The organism is Flavobacterium nitrogenifigens, assembly GCF_003254565.1.
In the GTDB taxonomy this organism is placed as follows: domain Bacteria; phylum Bacteroidota; class Bacteroidia; order Flavobacteriales; family Flavobacteriaceae; genus Flavobacterium; species Flavobacterium nitrogenifigens.
Genome location: NZ_QJRI01000180.1, coordinates 187185 through 211025, shown reverse-complemented (window position 1 = coordinate 211025; position 23841 = coordinate 187185). Strand labels below are relative to the sequence as shown.

The 23841-nt window shown below is 34.9% G+C and carries 16 protein-coding genes; 13 read left to right on the top strand and 3 right to left on the bottom strand.

Annotated elements, in window-relative coordinates:
• Positions 1-62: 62 nt before the first annotated feature.
• On the bottom strand, positions 63-1535 hold the full coding sequence (locus DM397_RS19460; protein ID WP_111379115.1) for an MFS transporter: 1473 nt from the start codon (positions 1533-1535) through the stop codon (positions 63-65).
• Between the two features lie 961 nt (positions 1536-2496).
• Between DM397_RS19460 and DM397_RS19455 the strand changes: the two genes are divergently transcribed.
• From DM397_RS19455 to DM397_RS19420, 8 genes are all read left to right on the top strand, one after another.
• Positions 2497-5628 carry a SusC/RagA family TonB-linked outer membrane protein gene (locus DM397_RS19455; RefSeq protein WP_111379114.1) on the top strand — a complete coding sequence of 1044 codons (3132 nt, stop codon included), beginning with the start codon at positions 2497-2499 and terminating at the stop codon, positions 5626-5628.
• A gap of 15 nt (positions 5629-5643) precedes the next feature.
• Positions 5644-7116 carry a RagB/SusD family nutrient uptake outer membrane protein gene (locus tag DM397_RS19450; protein ID WP_111379113.1) on the top strand — a complete coding sequence of 491 codons (1473 nt, stop codon included), beginning with the start codon at positions 5644-5646 and terminating at the stop codon, positions 7114-7116.
• A 187-nt stretch (positions 7117-7303) separates the two neighbouring features.
• A complete protein-coding gene (locus DM397_RS19445; RefSeq protein ID WP_111379112.1) occupies positions 7304-9220 on the top strand; it encodes an arylsulfatase in 1917 nt (638 codons plus the stop codon).
• 234 nt (positions 9221-9454) lie between these two features.
• Complete coding sequence (locus DM397_RS19440) at positions 9455-10510, top strand: sterol desaturase family protein (protein ID WP_111379111.1); 1056 nt, start codon at positions 9455-9457, stop codon at positions 10508-10510.
• An 11-nt stretch (positions 10511-10521) separates the two neighbouring features.
• A complete protein-coding gene (locus DM397_RS19435) occupies positions 10522-11238 on the top strand; it encodes a thioredoxin domain-containing protein (protein ID WP_111379110.1) in 717 nt (238 codons plus the stop codon).
• A gap of 175 nt (positions 11239-11413) precedes the next feature.
• Positions 11414-13033, top strand: coding sequence for a sulfatase-like hydrolase/transferase (locus tag DM397_RS19430; protein WP_111379225.1), 1620 nt, complete (start codon positions 11414-11416; stop codon positions 13031-13033).
• Between the two features lie 190 nt (positions 13034-13223).
• Entirely contained in the window at positions 13224-14483 is a 1260-nt protein-coding gene (locus tag DM397_RS19425; protein ID WP_111379109.1) for a YeiH family protein, read from the top strand.
• A 33-nt stretch (positions 14484-14516) separates the two neighbouring features.
• Entirely contained in the window at positions 14517-16172 is a 1656-nt protein-coding gene (locus DM397_RS19420) for an arylsulfatase (RefSeq protein WP_111379108.1), read from the top strand.
• Positions 16173-16307: 135 nt separating this feature from the next.
• On the opposite strand, the gene rocD is transcribed toward DM397_RS19420, so the two are convergent.
• On the bottom strand, positions 16308-17558 hold the full coding sequence (gene rocD, locus DM397_RS19415; RefSeq protein ID WP_111379107.1) for an ornithine--oxo-acid transaminase: 1251 nt from the start codon (positions 17556-17558) through the stop codon (positions 16308-16310).
• Positions 17559-17782: 224 nt separating this feature from the next.
• Here rocD and DM397_RS19410 point away from each other — a divergent pair, with 224 nt between their 5' ends.
• The 4 genes from DM397_RS19410 to DM397_RS19395 all read left to right on the top strand — a co-directional run bounded on the left by DM397_RS19410 (position 17783) and on the right by DM397_RS19395 (position 21170).
• Positions 17783-18235, top strand: coding sequence for an Lrp/AsnC family transcriptional regulator (locus DM397_RS19410; RefSeq protein ID WP_111379106.1), 453 nt, complete (start codon positions 17783-17785; stop codon positions 18233-18235).
• 108 nt (positions 18236-18343) lie between these two features.
• Complete coding sequence (locus tag DM397_RS19405) at positions 18344-19117, top strand: dienelactone hydrolase family protein (RefSeq protein WP_111379224.1); 774 nt, start codon at positions 18344-18346, stop codon at positions 19115-19117.
• 56 nt (positions 19118-19173) lie between these two features.
• A complete protein-coding gene (locus tag DM397_RS19400) occupies positions 19174-20145 on the top strand; it encodes a DUF3667 domain-containing protein (protein ID WP_111379105.1) in 972 nt (323 codons plus the stop codon).
• A gap of 8 nt (positions 20146-20153) precedes the next feature.
• Positions 20154-21170 (top strand): M28 family peptidase, encoded by a 1017-nt coding sequence (locus tag DM397_RS19395; protein WP_111379104.1) that lies wholly within the window; start codon positions 20154-20156, stop codon positions 21168-21170.
• 169 nt (positions 21171-21339) lie between these two features.
• Here DM397_RS19395 and rho read toward each other — a convergent pair whose 3' ends face one another.
• The gene (gene rho / locus DM397_RS19390) at positions 21340-23181 is read right to left on the bottom strand and encodes a transcription termination factor Rho (RefSeq protein WP_111379103.1); all 1842 of its coding nucleotides are present in this window, start codon (positions 23179-23181) and stop codon (positions 21340-21342) included.
• 182 nt (positions 23182-23363) lie between these two features.
• Here rho and DM397_RS19385 point away from each other — a divergent pair, with 182 nt between their 5' ends.
• Entirely contained in the window at positions 23364-23774 is a 411-nt protein-coding gene (locus tag DM397_RS19385; RefSeq protein ID WP_111379102.1) for a DUF4293 domain-containing protein, read from the top strand.
• The last annotated feature ends 67 nt before the right edge of the window (positions 23775-23841 follow it).

Below are 23841 nucleotides of genomic sequence, written 5' to 3'. Positions count from 1 at the left end.
TTTTCTATTTTAAAGAAAAAGGTTTCATAATAATACAATTAATATGTTTTATGTCGATAACTTTAATGTTTTCGATCCATATCTTTAGCAAATTCTGGTGATTTCTCTTTCATCAAATTCACAACAACACGATGCATCCAGATTAAACAAATAAGAGAAACTGCCAAAATAAACATCCATGAACTTGTCCAGAAACCTGTTGTACTTAAAAGATAACCGAAGATAATTGGTCCAACAAATCCACCTAAACCGCCAAGTAAGCCAACCATTCCGCCTACAACGCCAACTTCATTTGGAAAATAATCCGGAATATGTTTATACACCGCTGCAGAGCCAATTCCCCACGCAGAACCAATCAGAATTACTAAAACTAAATAAATCCACATATTGGCTTCAAAATGAATTTGGGTAATTCCTTCTGCCAATAAATCTTTCTTTTGAACTTGCTGATTTTGCTCTACTACGACTTGTTGCCAAGACTTTTTTGATGGGAAAAATTTGCTGTGTGCAGCATTTTTATCTTCTTGGATTATCGGATAGGTTTTATCGCCAATAACAATTTTATCGTTTGAAACTTCCGTAACTGTTCCCGCTTTTGCGGCTGTAATACCAGAACCAGATGTTGTAATATCCATTTTTGGAAACATCAGCAGAAAACTTAAAACAACTGAAGAACTCAAAACCCAATACATTACTTTTCTCGCACCAAAACGATCAGATAAAAATCCGCCATAAGCTCTGATAACTCCAGATGGCAAACTAAATATAGCAGCAAAAATTCCACCCATAACCAAAGTCGTATGATATACGTTTAGAAAATTAGGAAGCAACCATTGCGAAAATGTTACAAATGAACCAAAAACAAGAAAATAATACAATCCAAAACGCCAAACTCGGATACTTTTAAGCGGTGTAAAAACTTGATTTATTGTTTTAGGTGCTGCTTCAATTTTTTTATTTTTTGTAAAAATCAAAAAAACAATTCCCATAGCTAGCAAAACACTTGCATAAATAATTGGAAGCCATTTCCAGCCGTTTTCTGGATCATTTTCCGAGAATTTTGTCAGTAATGTCGGCGCTAGAAAAGTGGTCAGTGCAGCGCCAGAATTTCCCATTCCGAAAATGCCTAACGCTCTTCCTTGCCATTCTTTTGGATAATAAACTGAAGTATAGCCTACGCCAATGGCAAAACTAGTTCCTACCATTCCGAATAAAAAACTCAAAATCGCAAACGTCCAGAAATTATAAGCAAAAGGCAAAAGAAATAATGGAATTGAACTCAGAATTAATAAACAGGAAAAAACAGGTTTCCCTCCAAATTTATCTGTGAGAATTCCCATTGGTAAACGCATTACCGAACCTGTTAAAATCGGAATCCCGAGAAGCCACCCTATCTCGACGACACTCCATTCAAAAATACCACGGTCGTTTAAAAAAGTTACTAATACTCCATTTAACGTCCAGCAGGCAAAACAAATTATAAATGCTAACGTATTGAAAAAAAGAATGCGATGTGATTGGGAAAGATCAGACATAGAAAAATAGTGTTAGAATTATTATTGAAAAATTTAACCTATAAATCAATATTGCAGAAATATTTCAATTTTCCTGCTAAAAATAAGAATGTATTAAAATTAGAAAAAAAACAGTTAAAACACTAATAATAAACAATATAACAAAATTTAAAATTATTGCTAAATAAATTACTATCGTTTGCCTTAAATTGTGTATCAACTCATTCTGAAACATTTACAAGACGTTTTTAGAGCTTTTACATATCTTACAAAGTATTAAAAACAAGCATTTTAAATGTAAAATACTACAATTTTGCACTTCAATTAAAAATTAAATTAACATTTTTTTCAAATCAAACAACACATACAATCACTTAAAAAACAAGGTATTAAGAATTGTTTTACATGTGATTTCCAATTCTAAAAAAGACTTTTTTCAAAAAAAATCGTCTAAACTTTTGGTTTTTATTATATAAAATTTAACTTTGTCTATAGGATTAGTAGAGTTTAAAATAATATTTCCAACTATAAAAAACTATTATTGTGAAAACAACAGAAAGCATATCGCGTTACATTCTTCCTAAAAAATACACTTATAGCACTTTTTGTTATATGTGTTTCTGTTGTTAATAATCTACTTTCATTTTGTTTGCCTTTATAATTCATATCGAAGCAAAACATAAAAAACATCACCAAAAATATTTACTGAATTTTAACCAAGAAATCTCTCCAATGCATTCAGATGTATTGGATCAGATTCTTGAAACCATATCTATTATTCAACAAATTAAATAACTAACAACTAAAAAGACAAAAATGAAAACAATGCAAAGCTGTTGCTGTAAATAAAAAAAGCCATTTCTGCGGCAACAGAAATGGCAAGGCTTAAAGAACATTTATCACTAAATCAAGAACACTTTTAGAGTGCTGTATAAACAGTGCTCAGGGCGTCTTGTTAATTACTTAAAACCAACACAAAGAAATGAAAAAAAAGTTAAACATACACATACTGCTGTTTCTACTCTTGATAACGGCAGGAATACAAGCCCAGAATACCACACCTCTTATTCAATCCAAACTAGACGGAACTGTAGTAGACGCTATTACAAATCAGCCCATTATAGGTGCATCAGTAACCATTAAAGGAACAACTCACGGTGTTGTGACAGATGCAGAAGGAAAATTTTATTTTCAGACGGGACAGAAATTTCCCTACACATTGATCGTAAGTTACATTGGATATAAAAAACTGGAAATCATTGTTGAGAAAAATCCAGTTATTATTAATCTTAAAGAAGAGCGCCAAGAACTAGACGAATTGGTAGTTGTAGGTTACGGAACTCAGAAGAGAAAAGACATTACAGGATCTGTAGCTTCGGTTCCAAAAGCCAATTTATCTCAGGTAACCTCATCAGCAGATAATCTTTTAAGAGGTGCTGTGGCTGGAGTTGTAGTTACACAAAGTTCTGGACGTCCAGGTGCTTCTTCTAGTGTTCGCATTCGTGGAGGAAACTCTATTACTGCTGGTAATGAACCGCTTTATGTTGTTGATGGAATTTTAATTTACAACGATAATGGCAACAGTGGAGCTGGCGTAACTTATGCTGGGGCAACCGTAAACGTTCTATCGACCATTAATCCTGCTGATATAGAATCTATTGAAGTTCTGAAAGACGCTTCGGCGACAGCGATTTATGGTTCTCGAGGTGCTAATGGTGTTGTTATTATAACGACCAAAAAAGGAACAAAAGGACAAGATAATATCTCGTACCAAGGTTATTTCGGTTTCCAGAATATTTCAAAAAAACTGAGATTAATGAATGCCAGCGAATGGGCAAGTTTAAGAAACGATGTTCAGGCAAGTATTGGCCAAGCTCCTTCTTTTTCTCCTGAACAAATTGAAGCTTTAAAAACTTCTGGAAATTACGATTGGCAATCGGCAGCCTTTGTAACTGCGGCACCTGTACAAAACCATAATTTATCATTTTCTGGCGGAGATGAGAAATCAAGATATGCAGTTTCTGCAGGGTATTTTGATCAAGATGGTATTGTTTTAGGATCAGATTTTAAACGTATTTCTCTGCGAGCCAACTATGAAAGAAACTATTCTCAGAAATTTAAATTTGGGGTAAATGCCAATTATACCAACTCGATTGCAAATGGCGTGGGTACAAATGGCGGCGCGGGAGCTGGAAGGAATCCAAATCCATTGGTTAGCGTTGTTTTAACTGCTCCTGTTGTTCCAATCAAAAATGCGGATGGCAGTTACAATGTAACCAACAATCCCTATGCAACTTCCGTAAATGGTTATGTTCCGAATCCCATTAACGATTTGGATAACACAACCAACGAAACCAAATTAAATAGAATTCTAACTAGTTTATTTGGCGAGTATAAATTCAATAAAGAATTAACGGCAAAAGTTGCTGTAAGCGGTGATGTTTTGAATACGAAACAAAATTATTACGCGCCTTCAAACACTACTACAGGTGCGGGAACAAAAGGTTTGGCTTCTATTGGAGAAAGATTAGTAAGTTCTGTTCTGAATGAAAATACGCTGAATTATAATACTCATTTTGGCGAAAATCATAAGTTTTCTGCTTTAGGAGGTTATACGCTTCAATATACAAAAGGAGAAGTTGTAAATGCTGGAGCTCAAACTTTTGTAAACGATGCCAATACTTACAATGCCCTTCAGGATGGTGTAGCGGTAAAACCATATAGCGATGCTTATGAAAGTGTTCTGAAATCTTGGCTTGCGAGAGTAAATTATTCTTATAAAGGAAAATACAACTTTACACTTTCTGGACGTGCAGACGGTTCTTCGAGATTTGGTTCTGAATCACGTTGGGGTTATTTCCCTTCAGCTGGATTTTCTTGGAATATTACTGATGAAGAATTCGCAAATAATATTAAAGGTGTGACAGAAGCTAAACTGAGAATTACAGCAGGAACCACAGGAAATCAAGAAATTGGGAACTATCTTCCGTTGGCTTCTATGGGATCTGTAAACTATTCTTTTGGCGGAACATTATACACAGGTCTTGCTCCTACCAGATTGGCAAATCCAGACTTGAAATGGGAAAAAACAAATCAGTATAATGTCGGATTGGATTTATCCTTATTAGATCGAAGAATCAATTTTGTTTTTGATGTGTATTACAAGAAGACAAAAGACCTATTAATCAACGTTCCAGTGCCATTGAGTTCGGGTTATGCAACGGTTCTTCAAAATATTGGTGGAGTTGAAAATAAAGGTCTAGAAATTGGTTTAACAACTGAAAACATTAAAACAGAAAACTTCGCATGGAACTCGAATATCGTATTCTCTTTAAACAGAAATAAAGTTACTGAGATTGGAAATGGTGTAAACCAATTTTTCCCAGTAGTTCCAAACGGTTCTTTGCTGCAGCAACAACCCGTAATTGTAAAAGTTGGATTGCCTTTAGGAACTTTTTGGGGATATAGAATCAACGGAATTTTCCAGACTCAGGAAGAAGTAAATACACAACCAAAAATCAACAGTTTAGCGAATACAAAAGTTGGGGATAGAAAATATGTCGATACCAACGGAGATGGAGTAATTACAGCTCTTGATAAAGGAAATTTAGGCACTTCTCAGCCAAAATTTGTGGGAAGTTTTAGTAACACGGTTTCATACAATGATTTTGATCTAAATTTCTCTTTTCAAGGAGCATACGGCGGAAAAATCTTCAATGCTTTAAATCAGCAATTAGAAATTTCGACGCTTGGAACCAATGCTGCTGCGACTCTAAATGATCGCTGGACACCAACAAATCCAAGTAACGAAATTCCGAGAGCTTCTAGTTCTCCGCTAGGAATTGTTTCTGAACGCTATGTAGAAGATGCTTCTTTCCTCAGATTGAAATTAATCACATTAGGATACACTTTACCTAAAAGCGTTTCTAAAAAACTGGGGACAAAAAGCGTAAAAGTTTACATCTCAGCAGAAAACCTAATCACGTGGACGAAATATACTGGCTATGATCCAGAGGTAAGTTCATACGAACAAAACAACTTATATCCGGGAATTGATTTTGGTTCTTATCCAAACTCCAAAACATTCATCTCGGGCTTGAACGTAACTTTCTAAGTAAAAAATATCAAAATGAAAAAGATCATTATAACATTCCTTTTAAGTGCCGGCCTATTGGTATCGTGCGCCGATCTAGAGGTAACACCTACCTCTTTTGTAACCGAAGACAATTATTTTGTCACTCAAGATGATGCTACTGCAAGTGTAACTGCTGTTTATGCTTCTTTAAGCCTTGATCCAGGCGAGCAGAGTTTGTTTGGAAGAAACCTTTATTTCTTAACCGATATGGCTTCAGATTATGCGGCAGCGGGAGTTTCGGCAACCAATCCGCAGGTTAGAGCTTTGAGTAGTTTAACTCATGATGCAACTTCAGATCGTGTTCAAGTGGCTTGGAGACAAATTTATAACGGAATCAATAGAGCCAATGTTTCTATTGATAATATCCCGAAAGTTTCTGGTTCAGATATTATTAAAACCAGATTAATTAATGAAGCTAAATTTATTAGAGGCTTATTATACTTTCAGGCAGTTCGTCTTTGGGGCGGAGTTCCAATTGTTTTGCACGAAGCTACTTCTATCAATTTAGGAGATTTAAAAACAAATCGTTCTACAGTTGACGAAGTTTACAATCAGATCATAAAAGATTTGACAGACGCCGAAGCCCTTCCAAAAACATATCCAGCAGCAGATGCTGGACGCGCTACATCGGGAGCTGCAAAAGCGATTTTAGCAAAAGTATATCTAACTAGAAAAGACTGGCCAAATGCCATTGCAAAATCTAGAGAAGTAATTAATGGTGGTTACGGATACGCTTTGTTTGAAGATTTCCAAGACATTTTCACTAAAACAAAAAAGAACGGAAAAGAGCATATTTTCTCTGTTCAATTTGAGCCAAATCAAGCAGGAAACGGTTCTAGCGGAAGTACTTTTCAAGCAACTTCTTTTACTGGATTCACCGCAACAGAACCAGCAGATATCATTTCAGACGTTGCTTTATTTTACGATATCTATGCTGCAGGAGATAAAAGAAGAGATGTTAGTTATGCCAAACAATTGCTTAACCCAGCAACAGGAACACTATACACTTTCCCGAAACCAATCTTCAAGAAATACTTGGATTTATCTAATTTGGCTACTCCAGGAAACGTAGCGATCAACTTTCCTGTTATTCGTTATGCGGACATCCTTTTGTCTTTAGCAGAAGCGATAAATGAACAAGGCGGACCAACTGCCGAAGCATACGAATTAATAAATCAAGTTCGCAGAAGAGCTTTTGGAAAACCTATTACAACTCCAGACCCAACGGTTGACTTAGTTGGATTAAATCAGACCTCTTTTAGAGCGGCAATTCAAGAAGAGCGCAAAAAAGAATTTGTTCAGGAAGGACAACGATGGTACGATTTGGTAAGATGGGGAACATTGGTAACAGAAGTAAAAAAAGTAACGGCTAAAAACTCAGTTTCAGAACGAAATAATCTTTACCCGATTCCGCAAAGCGAGAGAAATATCAACCCTGATGGATTACCTCAGAATCCTGGATATTAAAAAAAATTAAACACATAGAAACATAGATTTTAAATTATTAAAAAAGAAACTCGTTTCTCCACACATAGTTGCTATGTGAATTGAAATAAGTGAAACGCCTTTTTATCGGTTCTAAAAACTATGATTCTATGTGTTAAAAAAATCTTGATTATTAAAAGAACCTTTTAACTAAAAAAACTATAAAACAATGAAAAATTTTAAAAATAGCATCGCTGTCAAAAGTCCAAAGAAAGGGCTTTTGATTACAGCTTTCCTGATTGCACAATTGGGAATAGCGCAGGAAAAACAAGAATTTAAAGGTACAATTGGCAAAACTTTAGCCGATTCTAAAGAATATTGGCCAGATCCTGTAACAGCACCAAAAGGCGCTCCGAATATTGTTTGGATTCTTTTGGATGATGTTGGCTTTGGAGCTTCAAGTGCTTTTGGAGGTTTAATCAATACGCCAACTTTTGAAAATCTAGCCAATAACGGTTTACGTTATACCAACTTCCATACAACAGCAATTTGTGCTCCTACCCGTGCGGCTTTATTGACTGGAAGAAATTCAGGAAGAGTTCACGTGAGCGGATTTTCGCACACAATTCTATCAGCAGGTTTCCCAGGTTGGGACGGAAGAATTCCTTCTGATAAAGGAACCATTGCAGAGATTTTACGTGATAATGGTTACAACACTTTTGCAGTTGGAAAATACGGGGTTACGCCAGACGAAGATGCTACAGATGCAGGTCCGTTTGACAGATGGCCAACTGGAAAAGGTTTCGATCATTTCTACGGATTCTTAGGTTCACAAACCGATCAATACAATCCAGATTTGGTAGAAGATCAAGTTCATATTAAACCTGACGGACGTCATTTGAATGAATTGATTACAGACAAAGCCATCAGTTACATTCAGAAACAGCAGAAAGCAGCGCCAGGAAAACCTTTCTTCTTGTATTATGCACCTGGAGCTGTTCACGCACCGCATCAAGTGGCTGAAAAATGGGTTGAACCATACAAAGGAAAATTTGACGAAGGTTGGGATGTTTACCGCGAAAAAGTTTTGGCAATCCAAAAGAAATTGGGAATCTTTCCTCAAAATGCTGGACTGCCAGATCGTAATGCTTTAATCACTGAATGGAAAAAATTAACTCCAGACCAAAAGAAAGTATACGCTAGATTCATGGAAGTTTACGCTGGATTCCTGACGTATACCGATTATGAAATAGGAAGAGTTGTAGATTACTTAAAACAAAGCGGACAATTGGATAATACTTTAATCTTTGTTGCTATTGGTGACAATGGAGCTAGTAAAGAAGGAACGCTGCAAGGAACAATCAACCAAAGTTTATTTGCTCAAGGAAAAACGGATGAAGAAAACTTCCAAAGCAATTTGAACAATATTGGTGAAATCGGAACTGCAAAAGGTTTAAATACCAATTATCCTTTAGGATGGGCGCAGGCAACCAATGCTCCTTTTAAAAACTGGAAACAAGATGCACAATCTGAAGGTGGAACTCGCAATCCGTTGATTGTTTTTTATCCAAACGGAATAAAAGATAAAGGCGGCATCAGAAACCAATACAGTCACGTAACTGATCTTTTGCCAACAACTTTAGATATTGCTGGAATTAAAGCGCCAGAATACATCAAAGGAATTAAACAAGACATTATTCAAGGTTCTTCATTCCAAGCTTCTTTAGATAATCCGAAAGCAGAATCATTGCACAAAGTACAGTATTACTACATTTTTGGAAATAGAGCCATTTACAAAGACGGATGGAAAGCTTCTGCAGCGCATTTACCAGATTCTTTCGCTGTGAAAAAATCTTTAGGAAGCAACGAAAAACCTGCTCCAAGCAATTTTGATACTGATGTTTGGGAATTGTATAACCTAAACGAAGATTTTAACGAACGTAATAATCTGGCGAAAAAATACCCTGAAAAACTGGCTGAACTTCAAAAATTATTTGACGAACAGGCCAAAGAAAACAATCTATATCCTTTGATTGACTGGCAGGATGTGTACAACAGAAGAATCCATAATACGGGCGCTGACAAAGGAAAAACAGTTTCCGACTTGATTAAACAGGCAACTAAACCTGGAGGAACAAATAACTAAAATACAGAACCTGCAAGGTTTTTTCAAACCTTGTAGGTTTCAAATCATATACTTTAAAAACATACCTACAAGGTTTTGGAAACCTTGCAGGACATAAAAAGAATAATTATGAAACGAGTAGATTATGAAATTATAGGAAAAAAGATTGTCGTGGGGATAATCTTGTTTTTAGTTCCGCTTGCCATTTTAGCTGGCGGATTAGCAGTAGTAAATCAATTTTTAAAGTAAGAAATCATGGCAATAGTTCAAAAAGAAAAACTAACAAGAGACTTAACGATAAGTTTCTTCATTTATTCATTGCCAGTACTGGCAATTTACCTGTATTTTAAACTAACAGGCGGAGCTGTAAGCGAATCGCATATTACACTGCCTTCATTTTTAGAATTTGTACAACCTGTTTTTGCTAATATTAGAACTTGGGGATTAACGGTATTTATGATCGTTTTAGGAATTATAGAATTTGCCGCTGGATTGTATGATGACGAATGGACGGGCGAAGAACGAAAAATAGACATTGTTTGTTTCTTAGCTCCAAAATTGCTTTTACCTCCCGTAATTGCTTTTTTCAGCTTAACAGCTTTGCCATATTTATTGCCAAATTTGGCTAATTCATTATCATGGGTTCCGTTTTGGGGAGGCTTTTTCTTAATCGCAATTGCAGACGATTTAACGCAGTATTGGTATCATAGATTGCATCATCAAGTTCCTTTTTTATGGCGTTTTCACAGAACACATCATTCGGCTCCGTACATGGGAATGGCGATGGCTTCTAGACAGAATTTTATTTATACAATTTTCTTTTCTCAAATTTATTTGACAGCAACTTTAACCTATTTAGGTTTAGGACTTCCTGCTTTGTTTGTTTTAGTAATTAAAAGTTTCATCACTTTGGGAGCGCATTCAAGCATTCCATGGGATAAACCTTTTTACAAATACAAAGTATTGCATCCAATTGCATGGGTTTTAGAAAGGTTGATTTCTACTCCTGCAACACATCAAGCGCATCATGCAGATACAAGTGGAGATGGTGTTGGACATTTTAAAGGAAACTTCGGAAATATGTTTTTTATCTGGGATATCATTTTCGGAACCGGATTAATAACACGTAAATATCCTAAAACATTCGGAACAAAATCATACAAACAAGAAGAATGGTACGCACAGTTTCTATGGCCAATTTTTAAATCTAAAAAAGAAGGCAGTTCTCTTGCCGAAGGCGTATTATCGCTTCCGTCAAAACCTAAGGCTGCTTTAGAAGAAACTCCTACTCCAGTTTTAGAACAAGTTTAATACTTCTTAAAATGAAAAATCAAATCTTAAAAACCAGTATAACAGCAATTGCCTTCTTTTGGGCAGTTGCTGCTTTTTCGCAAAATGAAATTCACAGCTCATTGTCGCTGGATTCATTTTATTCGAAAATAAAAAGTCAAAAAAATCCGCAGATTGTTGATGCTAGAACTCCTGAAGAATTTGCTTTAAATCATATTGTAGGTGCTGTAAACTTTAATCTTCAATCTGAAAACTACACGCAATCTGTTGCTAAACTAGATAAATCTAAACCTGTTTTTATCTATTCTATCGGAGCTGGAAGAAGTGTTGCTTTAGAAAAAGAATTATTAAAAAATGGTTTCTCAGAAGCCTATAGTTTAGAAGGTGGAATTGCCAATTGGATTGGAAACGGAAAACCTTTTTATTCTAATCTAAAAAGTAAACTATCATTAGCAGAATTCAATAAAATTATTGCTGAAAATAAAACAGTTTTGGTTGATATCGGCTCGAAATACTGCGGTGCTTGCAAAAAAGTAAAACCAGTTTTAGAAAACATAAGATCTGATTATGGCTCGAACTTAAAAATCGTAGAAATTGAGTTAGAAGACAGTCCACAGGTAATTGCCGATTTAAAAACTGTAAAAGTTTTTCCGACTTTGATTTTATACGAAAATGGAAAAATTATTTTTAAGAAAGAAGGGGCAAATGACTTGAAGAATGAAGTTGATGTTGCATTGGCTTCTAAGTAAGCACAATCTTTTATACAGTTTCAACGCAAAGTATGTCATCCTGAGGAACGAAGGATCACACTCGTAATTCCCTAATCGGAGTCGACAATCTTTGTAGAGTTACGTGTGTGATCCTTCGTTCCTCAGGGTGACAAAATACTGGCAAAAGCAATTCGAACTAACCAAAAACCAAACTATGACAAACTATAAAAAAATAACCAAAATTGTTACCCCCATTTTAATCACGCTTTTCATTCTGGCAGCTTTTTTATTCTGGCCAATTAATACCTATGGAACCTTAATCAAAGAAAATCCAAAATTAGCAGAAGGAAAAAAAGAGTTTTTAGCTTCAAAACCTAAAGATTCTATTTCTGGAAAAAAGACCAATATCATTATCCTTCTGGCAGATGATTTAGGAAAATTCGATATTTCGCTCTACGGCGGAAAATCGACTCCAACTCCACAAATCGATTCGCTTGCCGCATCAGGCGCGACTTTTACAGACGGTTACGCCTCTGCATCAATTTGTTCGCCATCAAGAGCGGGATTAATTACAGGAAGATATCAGGAACGTTTTGGGCATGAATATCAGCCGGGCGATCGCTATCCTAAAAACAATCTGGAATATTATGCTTTTAATTATTTAATTGAAACAGACAATTGGAAACTGAATGACAAAATCGAATATCCAAATGATGCATCTATTGCAACGCAAGGGCTTCCAAAATCGGAAATCACTTTTGCAGATTTGGCAAAAAGACAAGGTTACAGCACAGGAATAATTGGAAAATGGCATTTGGGTCACAACAAAGGATTTTTTCCTTTAGATCGTGGTTTCGATTATCATTACGGATTTTATCAGGCTTTCTCTCTTTATACTCCAGAAGATGATAATCCAGATATTATTAATCATCATCACAAAGATTTTACCGATAAAACCATTTGGGGAAAAGGTCGGGTTGGAATTGGACAAATTCGTCGGGATACAACCGTTATTGATGAAAAAGCATATCTAACCGAAAAATTTGCGGAAGAAGCGGAAGCTTTTATTGATAAAAATAAAAACAAACCTTTCTTGCTTTATATTCCTTTCAATGCACCTCACACGCCATTTCAGGTTCGCAAAAAATATTATGATCGATTTCCAAATGTAAAAGACGAAAACAAACGTGTTTATTTTGCTATGATTAGTGCCTTAGATGATGCCATTGGAAGAATTCGCGAAAAAGTCAAAAAAGAAGGATTAGAAGACAATACTTTAATCATTTTTGCAAGTGACAATGGCGGTGCCGATTATACTTTTGCTACAACAAATGCTCCACTTAAAGGCGGGAAATTTTCTCATTTCGAAGGCGGAATTAATGTTCCATTTGCACTTTCGTGGAAAGGAAAAATTAAACCTCATACAATTTATAAACAGCCTGTAAGCACTTTAGATTTTTTCACAACCATTGCTGCGGCGATCGGTTCAGATTTACCAAAAGATAGAATTTATGATGGTGTTGATTTGGTTAAAACAGTAAATGAAAATAAAATCGCCCACAAAGATTTATACTGGCGTTCTGGCGATGCAAAAGCAGTTCGAAGCGGCGACTGGAAATTAATCATTAGCGGAAGAACGCATGAAAAATGGCTTTATAATCTTGCGAAAGATAAATCTGAAACTAAAGACCTCTCACAACTAGATCCTGAAAAAGTAAAAGAACTAGAAACAGCTTTGCAAACTTGGGAAAAAGGTTTAATCAAACCGCTTTGGCCAAATTTAACCTATTATGAATTCTACTTTGGAAAACAAAAGTACTTTGTTGATTTGTAATCTTTAGAAGAAATCCATAAATCAATTGCCTCCAGCTTTAGCTGGAGGTTTAAAATTCAAAATATAGAAGGGCTTTAGCCAAACTTTTTTGATTCGGCTAAAGCCTTTTACTTACTCACAAAACTTTTACCTCCAGCTAAAGCTGGAGGCAATTCAAATAATATTCTTAAAGAATTTAATTCAAGCCTTAATGTCAACCTCAACAAAACAATTTAATCTTCACGAAGATTGGACCGTCGTTATTCTCGGTTTTCTAATCATCGGAATTTCTCTCTTTATTTTTCTGCCAGAAGTTCCCGTTTTCAAGTGGACAAACGGAACAGACTTAATAAATAATGTTTTCGAAATTAAAAACACTCAAACAATAGGTCTTCAATTCCTTTATTTTATTTCTATCGGAACAATTGGAACATTCTTAGTTGGAAAATCGGTTAAAAATTTCATTTTGGGATTTCCTATAATTTATTTCTTAACGATAATTGCCTTAATCATTGCAGGAAATTCTGAGGTAAAAGCACTAAATCTAGAAGCAGTCATTTTCAGTTTGATAATTGGTTTAGCAATTGGCAATTTCTTTACACTTCCAGAATGGTTTCGTGCTGCTTTATCAACCGAATTATTTGTCAAAATCGGATTGGTGTTACTGGGAACAAGCGTGATTTTTTCGGATATTCTTAAAGCAGGTTCATTAGGTTTAATTCAAGCTTTAATAGTGGTTTTGTCGGTTTGGTATTTTGCCTTCTGGCTTTGCAAGAAACTAAAAGTCGACGACGAATTAACCATGATGATTTCAAGTGCCGTTTCAATCTGTGGCGTTTCGGCAGCAATTGCAACTTCTGGCGCGATCAAAGGCGATTCAAAAAAATTATCTTATGTAATCTCGATTGTTTTGGTTACCGCAATTCCAATGATGATTTTCATGCCTATTATTGCTAAATATTTTAATTTCCCAGAAGAGGTAACTGGTGCTTGGCTTGGAGGAAGCATTGATACTTCTGGTGCAGTTGTGGCTTCAGGAACTTTGGTTGGAGAAACAGCGCTAAAAATTAGTACAATTGTAAAATTTTCGCAAAATGTACTATTAGGATTAGCCGCTTTTGCAATTTCAATATATTGGACTTACACCCATAACAATTCCTCTGAAACAATATCTAAACCGACTTTAAAAGTCATTTGGGAACGTTTTCCTAAATTTGTTATCGGTTTTATCTTAGCCTCTATCCTATTTTCTTTTTTTATAAGCCCAGAAGTTCGAGATACTGTCAAAGACAATCTGAAAAATCTACAGGGAGTTTGGTTTGCATTAGCTTTTACAAGTATAGGCCTAGAAACCAATTTTAAAGATTTACTTCAAAACAATAGTAGGACACCTTTATTTGCCTTCTTAATTGCACAATTATTCAACATTATTATTACCCTTTTCATTGCTTTTTTACTTTTCAATAAATAAAAAACCAATGAAAATTAACAACAAAACAATACCATGAATACCAAACTAAAAAACATTTTACTGTCTTTTCTTGCATCTGGAACGGTTGGTTTTTACCAATCGAATGCACAGAATAATTCATCAAAACCAAATATAATTTTGATTATGGTAGACGATATGGGATATTCAGATTTAGGAAATTACGGCTCCGAAATTAGCACTCCAAATCTAGATCGATTAGCAAAAGAAGGAACACGCCTTCGCGAATTTTACAATAATTCCATCTGCGCGCCTACGAGAGCTTCATTATTAACGGGACAATATCAGCATAAAGCTGGCGTAGGTTTTTTTGATGTCAATCTGGGTTTGCCAGCGTATCAAGGCTACTTAAACAAAGAATCTCTGACATTAGGTGAAGTTTTTCGATCAGGCGGATACAGCACACTTTTATCAGGAAAATGGCATGTTGGTTCTGAAGATCAAGCACAATGGCCTAACCAAAGAGGTTTTGATAAATTTTATGGCATCTTAAAAGGAGCTTCTAATTACTTTGACACCAAACCTTTGCCTTTTGGAAAAACGCCTTATCCTGTAAAATTAATTCGTAATAATGAAGAGCTCCACCCAAAAGATGATTCTTATTATTTTACAGATGAAATTGGTAATAATGCGGTCACTTTCTTAGAGGAACAAAACAAAGAAAACAAACCTTTCTTTTTGTATTTGGCTTTTACAGCTCCACATTGGCCATTACAGGCAAAACCTGTTGATATTGCAAAATATAGAGGCAAATTTGATCAAGGTTGGGATGTTTTAAGAGAAAAACGAATTGAGAAATTAAAAGCTAATGGCATCTTACCAGCAAATCAAACTGTTTCGGCAAGAGATCCTGAAGTTCCAGAATGGAGCAAACTGACTTATGATGAGAAACAATTCTGGAAAGCAAAAATGGAAGTCTATGCTGCAATGGTTGACAATATGGATCAGAATGTGGGTAAAGTTTTGAACAAGCTAAAAGAATTGAAAAAGGATAAAAACACACTAATTATATTTATTTCTGATAATGGCGCTCAAGGCGGATTTAATACCTACAATCCGTTAGGGAGAGGTTTGGTTCGAAATGACGGACCTGTAGGTTCTTCTGGTTCTTTTGATTATCAAGAACAAAATTGGGCGTATTTATCGAATACACCTTTGCAGGATTATAAAAACAATATGCACGAAGGCGGATTCAGTTCTCCATTTATTGCTTGGTATCCATCCAAAATTAAAGCAGGAAGAATCGATAAAGGAACTGGACATATTATAGATCTTGCTCCTACTTTTTATGAATTGGTCGGGATTGAATATCCTAAAGCTTTAAATGGGATAAACTCTAATCCGCTTCCTGGAAAAAGTTTATTGCCTGTATTATTCGACAATGCTTCCGAAGTAAATCGTGGCGCACCTTTATTTTGGGAAAGAGCTGGAAACAGAGCCGTTCGTGAAGGCAAATGGAAATTGGTTTCAATTTATCCGTCTTACCAATGGGAACTTTATGATCTTGAAACAGACCGAGGAGAAACTACAAATGTGGCAGCTCAAAATCCTGGAATTGTAAATGATCTTTCGGCAAAATACTTTGACTGGGCAGATAAAACAGGAGTTGTAGAATACAGCAAATTCAAACAAAAAGGAGAATTAATTCCTGGTGCTGCTCCAAAAAAATAATTACTTTTTTTGATATTTTAGTAATTATAACAAAAAGCGATTGTTAGTGTAGCAGTCGCTTTTTAAAACAAAAATGGTCTACAAAAAAAGCAGCAAGTAATTTGCTGCTTTTTATTTTTAAATTATTAGAAAGAATTATTTAAACTCATTCAAAGATTTCTCGATAATATCAAGACATTCATTAATTTGCTCTTCGGTCATTACCAAAGGTGGAGCCAGTCTGATTTTATTTCCGTGAGTTGGTTTTGCCAATAATCCGTTATCTCTAAATTTCAAACAAATTTCCCAAGCTAAATCAGATTCTTCGTCTGTGTTGATTACAATTGCATTCAAAAGACCTTTTCCGCGAACTAGCGTAATTAAGTTATTTTTTTCAGCGATTTTATTTAATCCGTCTCTTAAAATAACTCCTAAACGTTCTGCGTTTTCAGCCAGTTTTTCGTCTTTAATCACTTCAAGAGCTGCAATGGCAACTGCTGCCGCAACTGGATTTCCTCCAAAAGTAGAACCGTGCTGTCCGGGTTTAATCACATTCATGATTTCGTCATTACACAAAACAGCCGAAACTGGGTAAACTCCGCCAGAAATGGCTTTTCCTAAAATTAAAACATCAGGCTGCACATTTTCATGATGAACTGCTAACAGTTTTCCTGTACGCGCGATTCCTGTCTGTACCTCATCGGCAATAAAAAGCACGTTGTGTTTTTCGCAAAGTGCTTTCGCTTTCGCTAAATATCCTTCAGAAGGAACATAAACTCCTGCCTCACCCTGAATTGGTTCAACCAAGAATCCAGCGATATTTTTTGATGAATTTAAAGCGTTTTCAAGCGCTTCTAGATTATCATATTCAATTTTAATGAAACCATCTGTAAAAGGTCCGAAGTTTTTGCGTGCTGTTTCATCATTAGAAAATGAAATGATAGTGGTAGTTCTTCCGTGAAAATTATTCTCGCACACAATAATCTGCGCTTGATTTTCTGGAATTCCTTTTACTTCATACGCCCACTTTCTTGAAATTTTTAAGGCTGTTTCAACTGCTTCAGCACCTGTATTCATTGGAAGAACTTTATCGAAACCAAAATAGTTCGTTACATATTCTTCGTAGTTTCCTAATTTATCATTATAAAAAGCACGAGATGTCAAAGTCAGTTTTTGCGCCTGTTCTACCATTGCATTTACAATTTTAGGATGGCAATGACCTTGATTTACTGCAGAATAAGCAGATAAAAAATCATAATATTTCTTTCCGTCAACATCCCATACATAAACGCCTTCTCCTCGTTCTAAAACTACAGGAAGCGGATGGTAATTATGAGCTCCATATTTGTTTTCTTTTTCAATCAAAACTTCTGATTTTGATGAAAGTGTTTTTTCTGTACTTATCATAATATGCTTTTTATTTCTACAAAAATATTAAAATTAAACAAATAACAATTTAAAAAACAATATTTTGACTTAAATATAACAAAATAAAAGTCAAAACTTAAATTTAATCACTCAAAAAAAAGCATATTTATTTTTTGAGAAGTATGATTAAATGATATTTTATTAAAAAAAAGAATTACTTTTATAAATCGCAAAAGACTCAATTTTAAAACGATTTTTACTGAATGGAATTATTAGACGAATTTGATATTAGTATTCTTAAAGAATTAGAAAAAGACGGAAGAATGGCCTTCTCTGCTATTGCCACTAATCTTAAAATATCAAATACAATGGTGCATCAGCGTATTAACAGAATGATTGAACAAGGTGTAATTGGCGGTATTAAACCCATTATTCAGGAAAAGAAAATAGGCTACGACTGGGCATCTTTTACTGGACTCACATTAAACAAAGATTCTGATTCTGAAAGAATTATTGATGCGCTTAAAGAAATTCCTGAGATTACCGAATGTTATTATGTAACTGGTTCTTTTACGCTTTACATCAAAATCATTGCTAAAAATCACGAACACATGCGCCGTATTCTTTACGAAAAAATCGATGGAATTCCAGGTATAGACAAGACCGATTCTATTGTAGAATTGGGCTGTGCTTTTAAACGAAACATATCATTGTAAGAGAAAAAATTTTCTTTTAAAATATAGGCTACAAACCTCACAAGAATTTACTTGTGAGGTTTTTTTGTAACATAATATTTCTGATATTTGTTAAAAATTGAAGAAATCATGAAAAACTCCATAATCATTTTATTCAGTGCAATCTTATTCTCAAATCTTATGAATGCGCAATTAAAACCAGTAAAATACACAGAAGGAAGCCAGCAACTAAACGGCTTATTTATAAAATCTGCTAAAAAAAGCGCCAATAATCCAGGCATTTTGCTTCTTCCAGCATGGCTAGGAATTGATAATGCTTCTAAAGGAATTGCAGAAGAATTATCTAAACTGGGTTATCATGTTTTTATCGCTGATATTTATGGCGAAGGAAATTATCCTAAAAATACAGGTGAAGCAGGAAAACAGGCTGGCTTTTACAAAACAAATTTTGAAGCTTACCAAAAACGTATTGATGCTGCTTTGAAAGAATTGGTTAAATCTGGAGCTAATGCAGACAATATTGTGGCAATCGGTTATTGCTTTGGCGGAAGCGGAGTTCTTGAAGCAGCCCGTGGACATTTGAATGTAAAAGGTATTGCTTCCTTTCACGGTGGTTTAGGAAAAGATGCAAGTAGAAAAAACGAACCAATTTCTACAAAAGTCCTTATTTGCCATGGAGCTGATGATCCGTTTGTTTCAAAAGACGAAATCGCTGCTTTTCAGCAGGAAATGCGTGATGGCAAAGCAGACTGGGAAATGATTTATTATGCAAATGCTGTTCACTCTTTTACAAACCCTGAAGCTGGAAGCGATAACTCTAAAGGCGCTGCATATAATGCTATTGCCGCAAAAAGATCTTTTGACCATTTACAGCTTTTCTTAAATGAAGTCCTGAAAAAATAATTTCAAATAAATAACACTTAAAAAACTACCAAAAACAAATCAATTAATATAAACTAATGTCACATAATAAAATTAGAGAAGACAAAACTTGTCTAAACTGCAGACATGTTGTAGAACAAAAATTCTGCCCTAACTGCGGACAAGAAAATAGTGATTCTAGAAAGACTTTCCATCATTTATTTGTTCATTTTTTTGAGGATTTAACGCATTACGAAAATGCATTTTGGAAGACCATAAAAAATCTGCTGTTCAAGCCTTCAACGCTTACCAAAGAATATCTTTCAGGAAGGCGTTTGTCTTATTTAGCTCCTGTTCGACTTTACATTTTTATAAGTTTTATTACTTTTTTATTGATTGCCATGTTTCCAAGCAAAATCAGCGGTGATATTGATAAAAGCGAAAAGGAATTAAATAAGGAAATTGATAAAGCTACTAAAGACCTGAATATTAAAAAAGAAGACAAAAAGTACTTTCATTTTTTAAATATGAGGAAAATTGATTCTATTCAGAAATACGGAAAAGAAAATGAGAAGCTCAATGCTAGCTCCTACTGGATTATTGAAAAAGCAAGTCACGTCACGGAGAAATACACCAAAAAAGAGATTTATGAAAAATTCGTTGAATCGTTCTTTCATAATCTTCCTAAAATCCTCTTTATAATAATGCCGTTTTTTGCTTTTTTCCTGTGGCTTTTCCACAACAAAAAGAGATGGTATTATTTTGATCACGGAATTTTCACACTCCACTATTTTTCTTTCCTCTTACTGATTTTTCTCATCATGTTTATTGTTGACAGAGTGATTGGTCTTTTCGGAGAGGATAGTCCATTATCTTTTATTTCTGGTATTATCACTTTTGCAGGAACCATTTGGATGTGCTATTATTTTTACCCTGCACACCACCGTTTTTATGGCGAGTCGAGAATAGTTTCTTTTATAAAAAGCTTTTTGTTGTTTATAATAAATTCTCTTTTTATCCTATTTTTACTCACTTTATACGTTCTTTACACATTTATTAATTTACACTAACTACTAGAATGAAAAAAATACTCATTTTATTCTTAATTGTCTCTGCGTATTCTTGTAAAACTACGCAGTCAACTACAGCCAAAGACAATTCGGATCCAACAAAATACGTAAAAGCCATCAGCGAAAAAGATCTTAAAAAAATGCTTTATACTGTTGCTTCTGATGAAATGGAAGGCCGTGAAACTGGTTCTAAAGGACAGAAAAAAGCAGGTCTTTATATGATCGAGCAATACAAAAAAAGCGGGATCTCTTTTCCAAAAGGAGCTAAAGATTTCTACCAGCCTGTTCCCGCTGCATTTATGAATGCAAGACGTAATCAAAATCTTCCAGATTCTGAAAATATCTGGGCTTACATTGAAGGTTCAGAAAAACCAGATGAAGTATTAGTAATTTCTGCACACTACGATCACGTGGGTATTAAAGATGGCGAAGTTTACAACGGTGCTGATGATGATGGCTCTGGAACTGTAGCGGTTATAGAAATGGCTAAAGCTTTTGCTAAAGCTAAAAAGCAAGGCCACGGTCCGAAACGTTCTATTTTATTTCTTCACGTAACTGGTGAAGAACATGGTTTGCACGGATCACGTTATTATTCTGAAAATCCATTATTTCCAATCGAAAACACCATTGCGGATATCAATATTGACATGATCGGACGCCGTGATGTTGAGCATTCAAATACAAACAACTACGTTTATGTAATTGGTGCTGACAGATTATCATCTGATTTACACAATGCGGTTGTCTCTCAAAACGAGAAATACATTAAAATGGACTTAGATTTTAAATTTAATGATCCTAAAGACCCAAACCATTTCTATGAACGTTCTGATCACTATAACTTCGCAAAACACGGTATTCCAGCTGTTTTCTTCTTCAACGGAGTTCACGAAGATTACCACGGAAAAGGTGACGAACCTCAAAAAATTGAATATGATGCTTTAACCAAAAGAACAAAACTGGCTTTTGTAGTAGCTTGGGATTTGGCTAATAGAGAAAATAGACCGGTAGTGGATAAAAAATAAGTTGCTAAGGTTCTGAGATGCTAAGATTCTAAGTTTTCTCTTAGGAGTGTTAAAAACAAAAAAAGGATGAGTAAAACTCATCCTTTTTTTATATATTTTTTGATTTACTAATTTACTCATAGCTAGAAAAACTTAGCATCTTAGCATCTCAGAACCTTAACAACTTTAACTAGTCATTCATCGAAATCAAAAACTCCTCATTATTTTTCGTTTTCTTGAAACGATCGTTTACAAAATCCATAGATTCTACTGGGTTCATATCTGATAGATATTTACGCATAATCCACATTCTTTGTAATGTTTTCTCGTCTAATAATAAGTCATCACGACGTGTACTAGATGACGTAAGGTCGATTGCAGGGAAAATACGTTTATTAGCTATCTTACGATCTAATTGTAACTCCATATTACCAGTTCCTTTGAATTCCTCGAAGATAACCTCGTCCATTTTAGAACCAGTTTCTGTTAATGCAGTTGCGATGATACTTAAAGATCCACCGTTTTCTACATTTCTCGCAGCTCCAAAGAAACGTTTTGGTTTTTGTAATGCATTGGCATCAACACCTCCACTTAATACTTTCCCAGATGCTGGCTGAACTGTATTATAAGCTCTTGCTAAACGTGTAATAGAGTCTAATAAAATCACAACATCGTGACCACATTCTACTAAACGTTTTGCTTTTTCCAATACAATGTTAGCGATTTTTACGTGCTCTTGTGGCTCTCTATCAAAAGTTGAAGCGATAACTTCTCCACGAACACTTCTTTGCATATCGGTAACCTCCTCAGGACGCTCATCAATCAAAAGAACAATTAAGTAAACCTCAGGATGGTTGGCTGCAATTGCGTTTGCAATATCTTTAAGAAGCATTGTTTTACCTGTTTTAGGCTGTGCAACGATCATACCACGCTGACCTTTACCTATTGGTGAAAACAAATCTATAATTCTGGTTGAAATAGAACTGCCTTTTTCGGCTAGTTTGAATTTTTCTGAAGGGAAAACTGGTGTCAAGTGTTCGAAAGAAACTCTATCGCGAACCACTTGCGGATCGTGTCCGTTAATTTTTAACACACGAACCAATGGGAAAAACTTCTCACCTTCTTTTGGAGGGCGAACCACTCCTTTTACTGTATCTCCAGTTTTTAAACCAAATAATCTGATTTGTGAAGTTGATAAATAAATATCATCTGGAGAAGCTAAATAATTATAATCTGATGAACGTAAAAATCCGTAACCGTCAGGCATCATTTCTAGAACGCCTTCACTTTCAATAATCCCGTCAAATTCAAAATCAGAATCTCTGAAATTATTATTATTCTTTTTATTCTTGTAATTAGGGTTTTGGTTATTGTGATTTCCGTTTCCATTGCCATTCCCGTTCTGATTTTGGTTCTGATTCGGGTTTTGATTTTGGTTCTGGTTCTGATTTTTATTCTGATTCGGATTAATCTTTTTTGCAGGAGATTGTGTAGTTTTTTCAGCAGTTTCTGCTGTTGGCTCAGAATTAATTGTTTCTGATGGAGTTGATTCTGCAACTTCTTCAGCAGTTACTTCTTTTACTGCCTCTTTCTCTTTTTTAAGAGCTACTTTTTTCTCGTATGCCTGCTTATTAAATTTTACCGCTTTAGGTTCTTTTTTTCCTGCTGCAGGCTTATTTTCCTGTACTGCTTCTGTTGCCGTTTCTGCAATTGGCTCCACTTTTTCTGCAGTTTCATTATTTTGAACAGTTTCCTCTACTTTATCAAATTCTAAAACAGGTGCATTTTTGGTATTTGCTGTTTTTGCTTTGGCTGGAGCAATTCTGGCGCGCTTTGGTTTATCTTCTTTTGCATCAGAAACCACTTCTGTTTGAGGAGCTTGAGCAGGCGCAGTAGTACTCTCTTGGTGTGCTAAAATCTGACTAATTAAAGTCTCTTTTTTGACACCAGTAATCTTTATTGTTTTAGCTAACTTAGCTATTTCTTGAAGCTCAGCAAGCTTCATTTCTTTTAATGCAGAAATATCAAACATGAATGTTCTATGAATTTAATTATTTTAAGGAATACTGTAAAAAGAATAGGTAGATAATTAATTTGAATTGACCGCAGTATGAAGTGCTTACGGTATTATGATGCAATAATACGAATAAAATTTTATCATACAATAGCATTTTAAAAAAAGAAAATATATTTTTGTAAAACATTTTTTAGACCATGATACAAAGAATTCAGACTGTATATTTATTTCTAGCTTTTGCTGCAACTGGCATTTTAATGCTTTTTGTTCCGCTTTGGACAACTAGTGCAGGAAAACCATTCTTTTTTATGCAGGATCAGCTTTATACTATTTTATTAGGTTTGACAACAATGCTTAGTATTATTAGTATTATTTCATTTAAAAAGAGACAAAATCAGTTTGTATTAAACAGACTTAATATAATATTAAATTTAATTTTATTAGGATTATTTGTATATCGATCACTAAATTTATCTGGAGGGACTGAGGTCTCTGAGAAAGGTATTGGGATGTTCATGCCGATTGTCGCTATCGTGTTATTAGTTTTAGCTAATAAGGCCATCAAAAAGGACGAAGATCTTGTAAAATCTGTTGATCGTTTGAGGTAAACCTATAAACTTAGTTTATTTTGTGCGAAGAAGAACCCGAATTTTTATTCGGGTTTTTTTTTGCCTT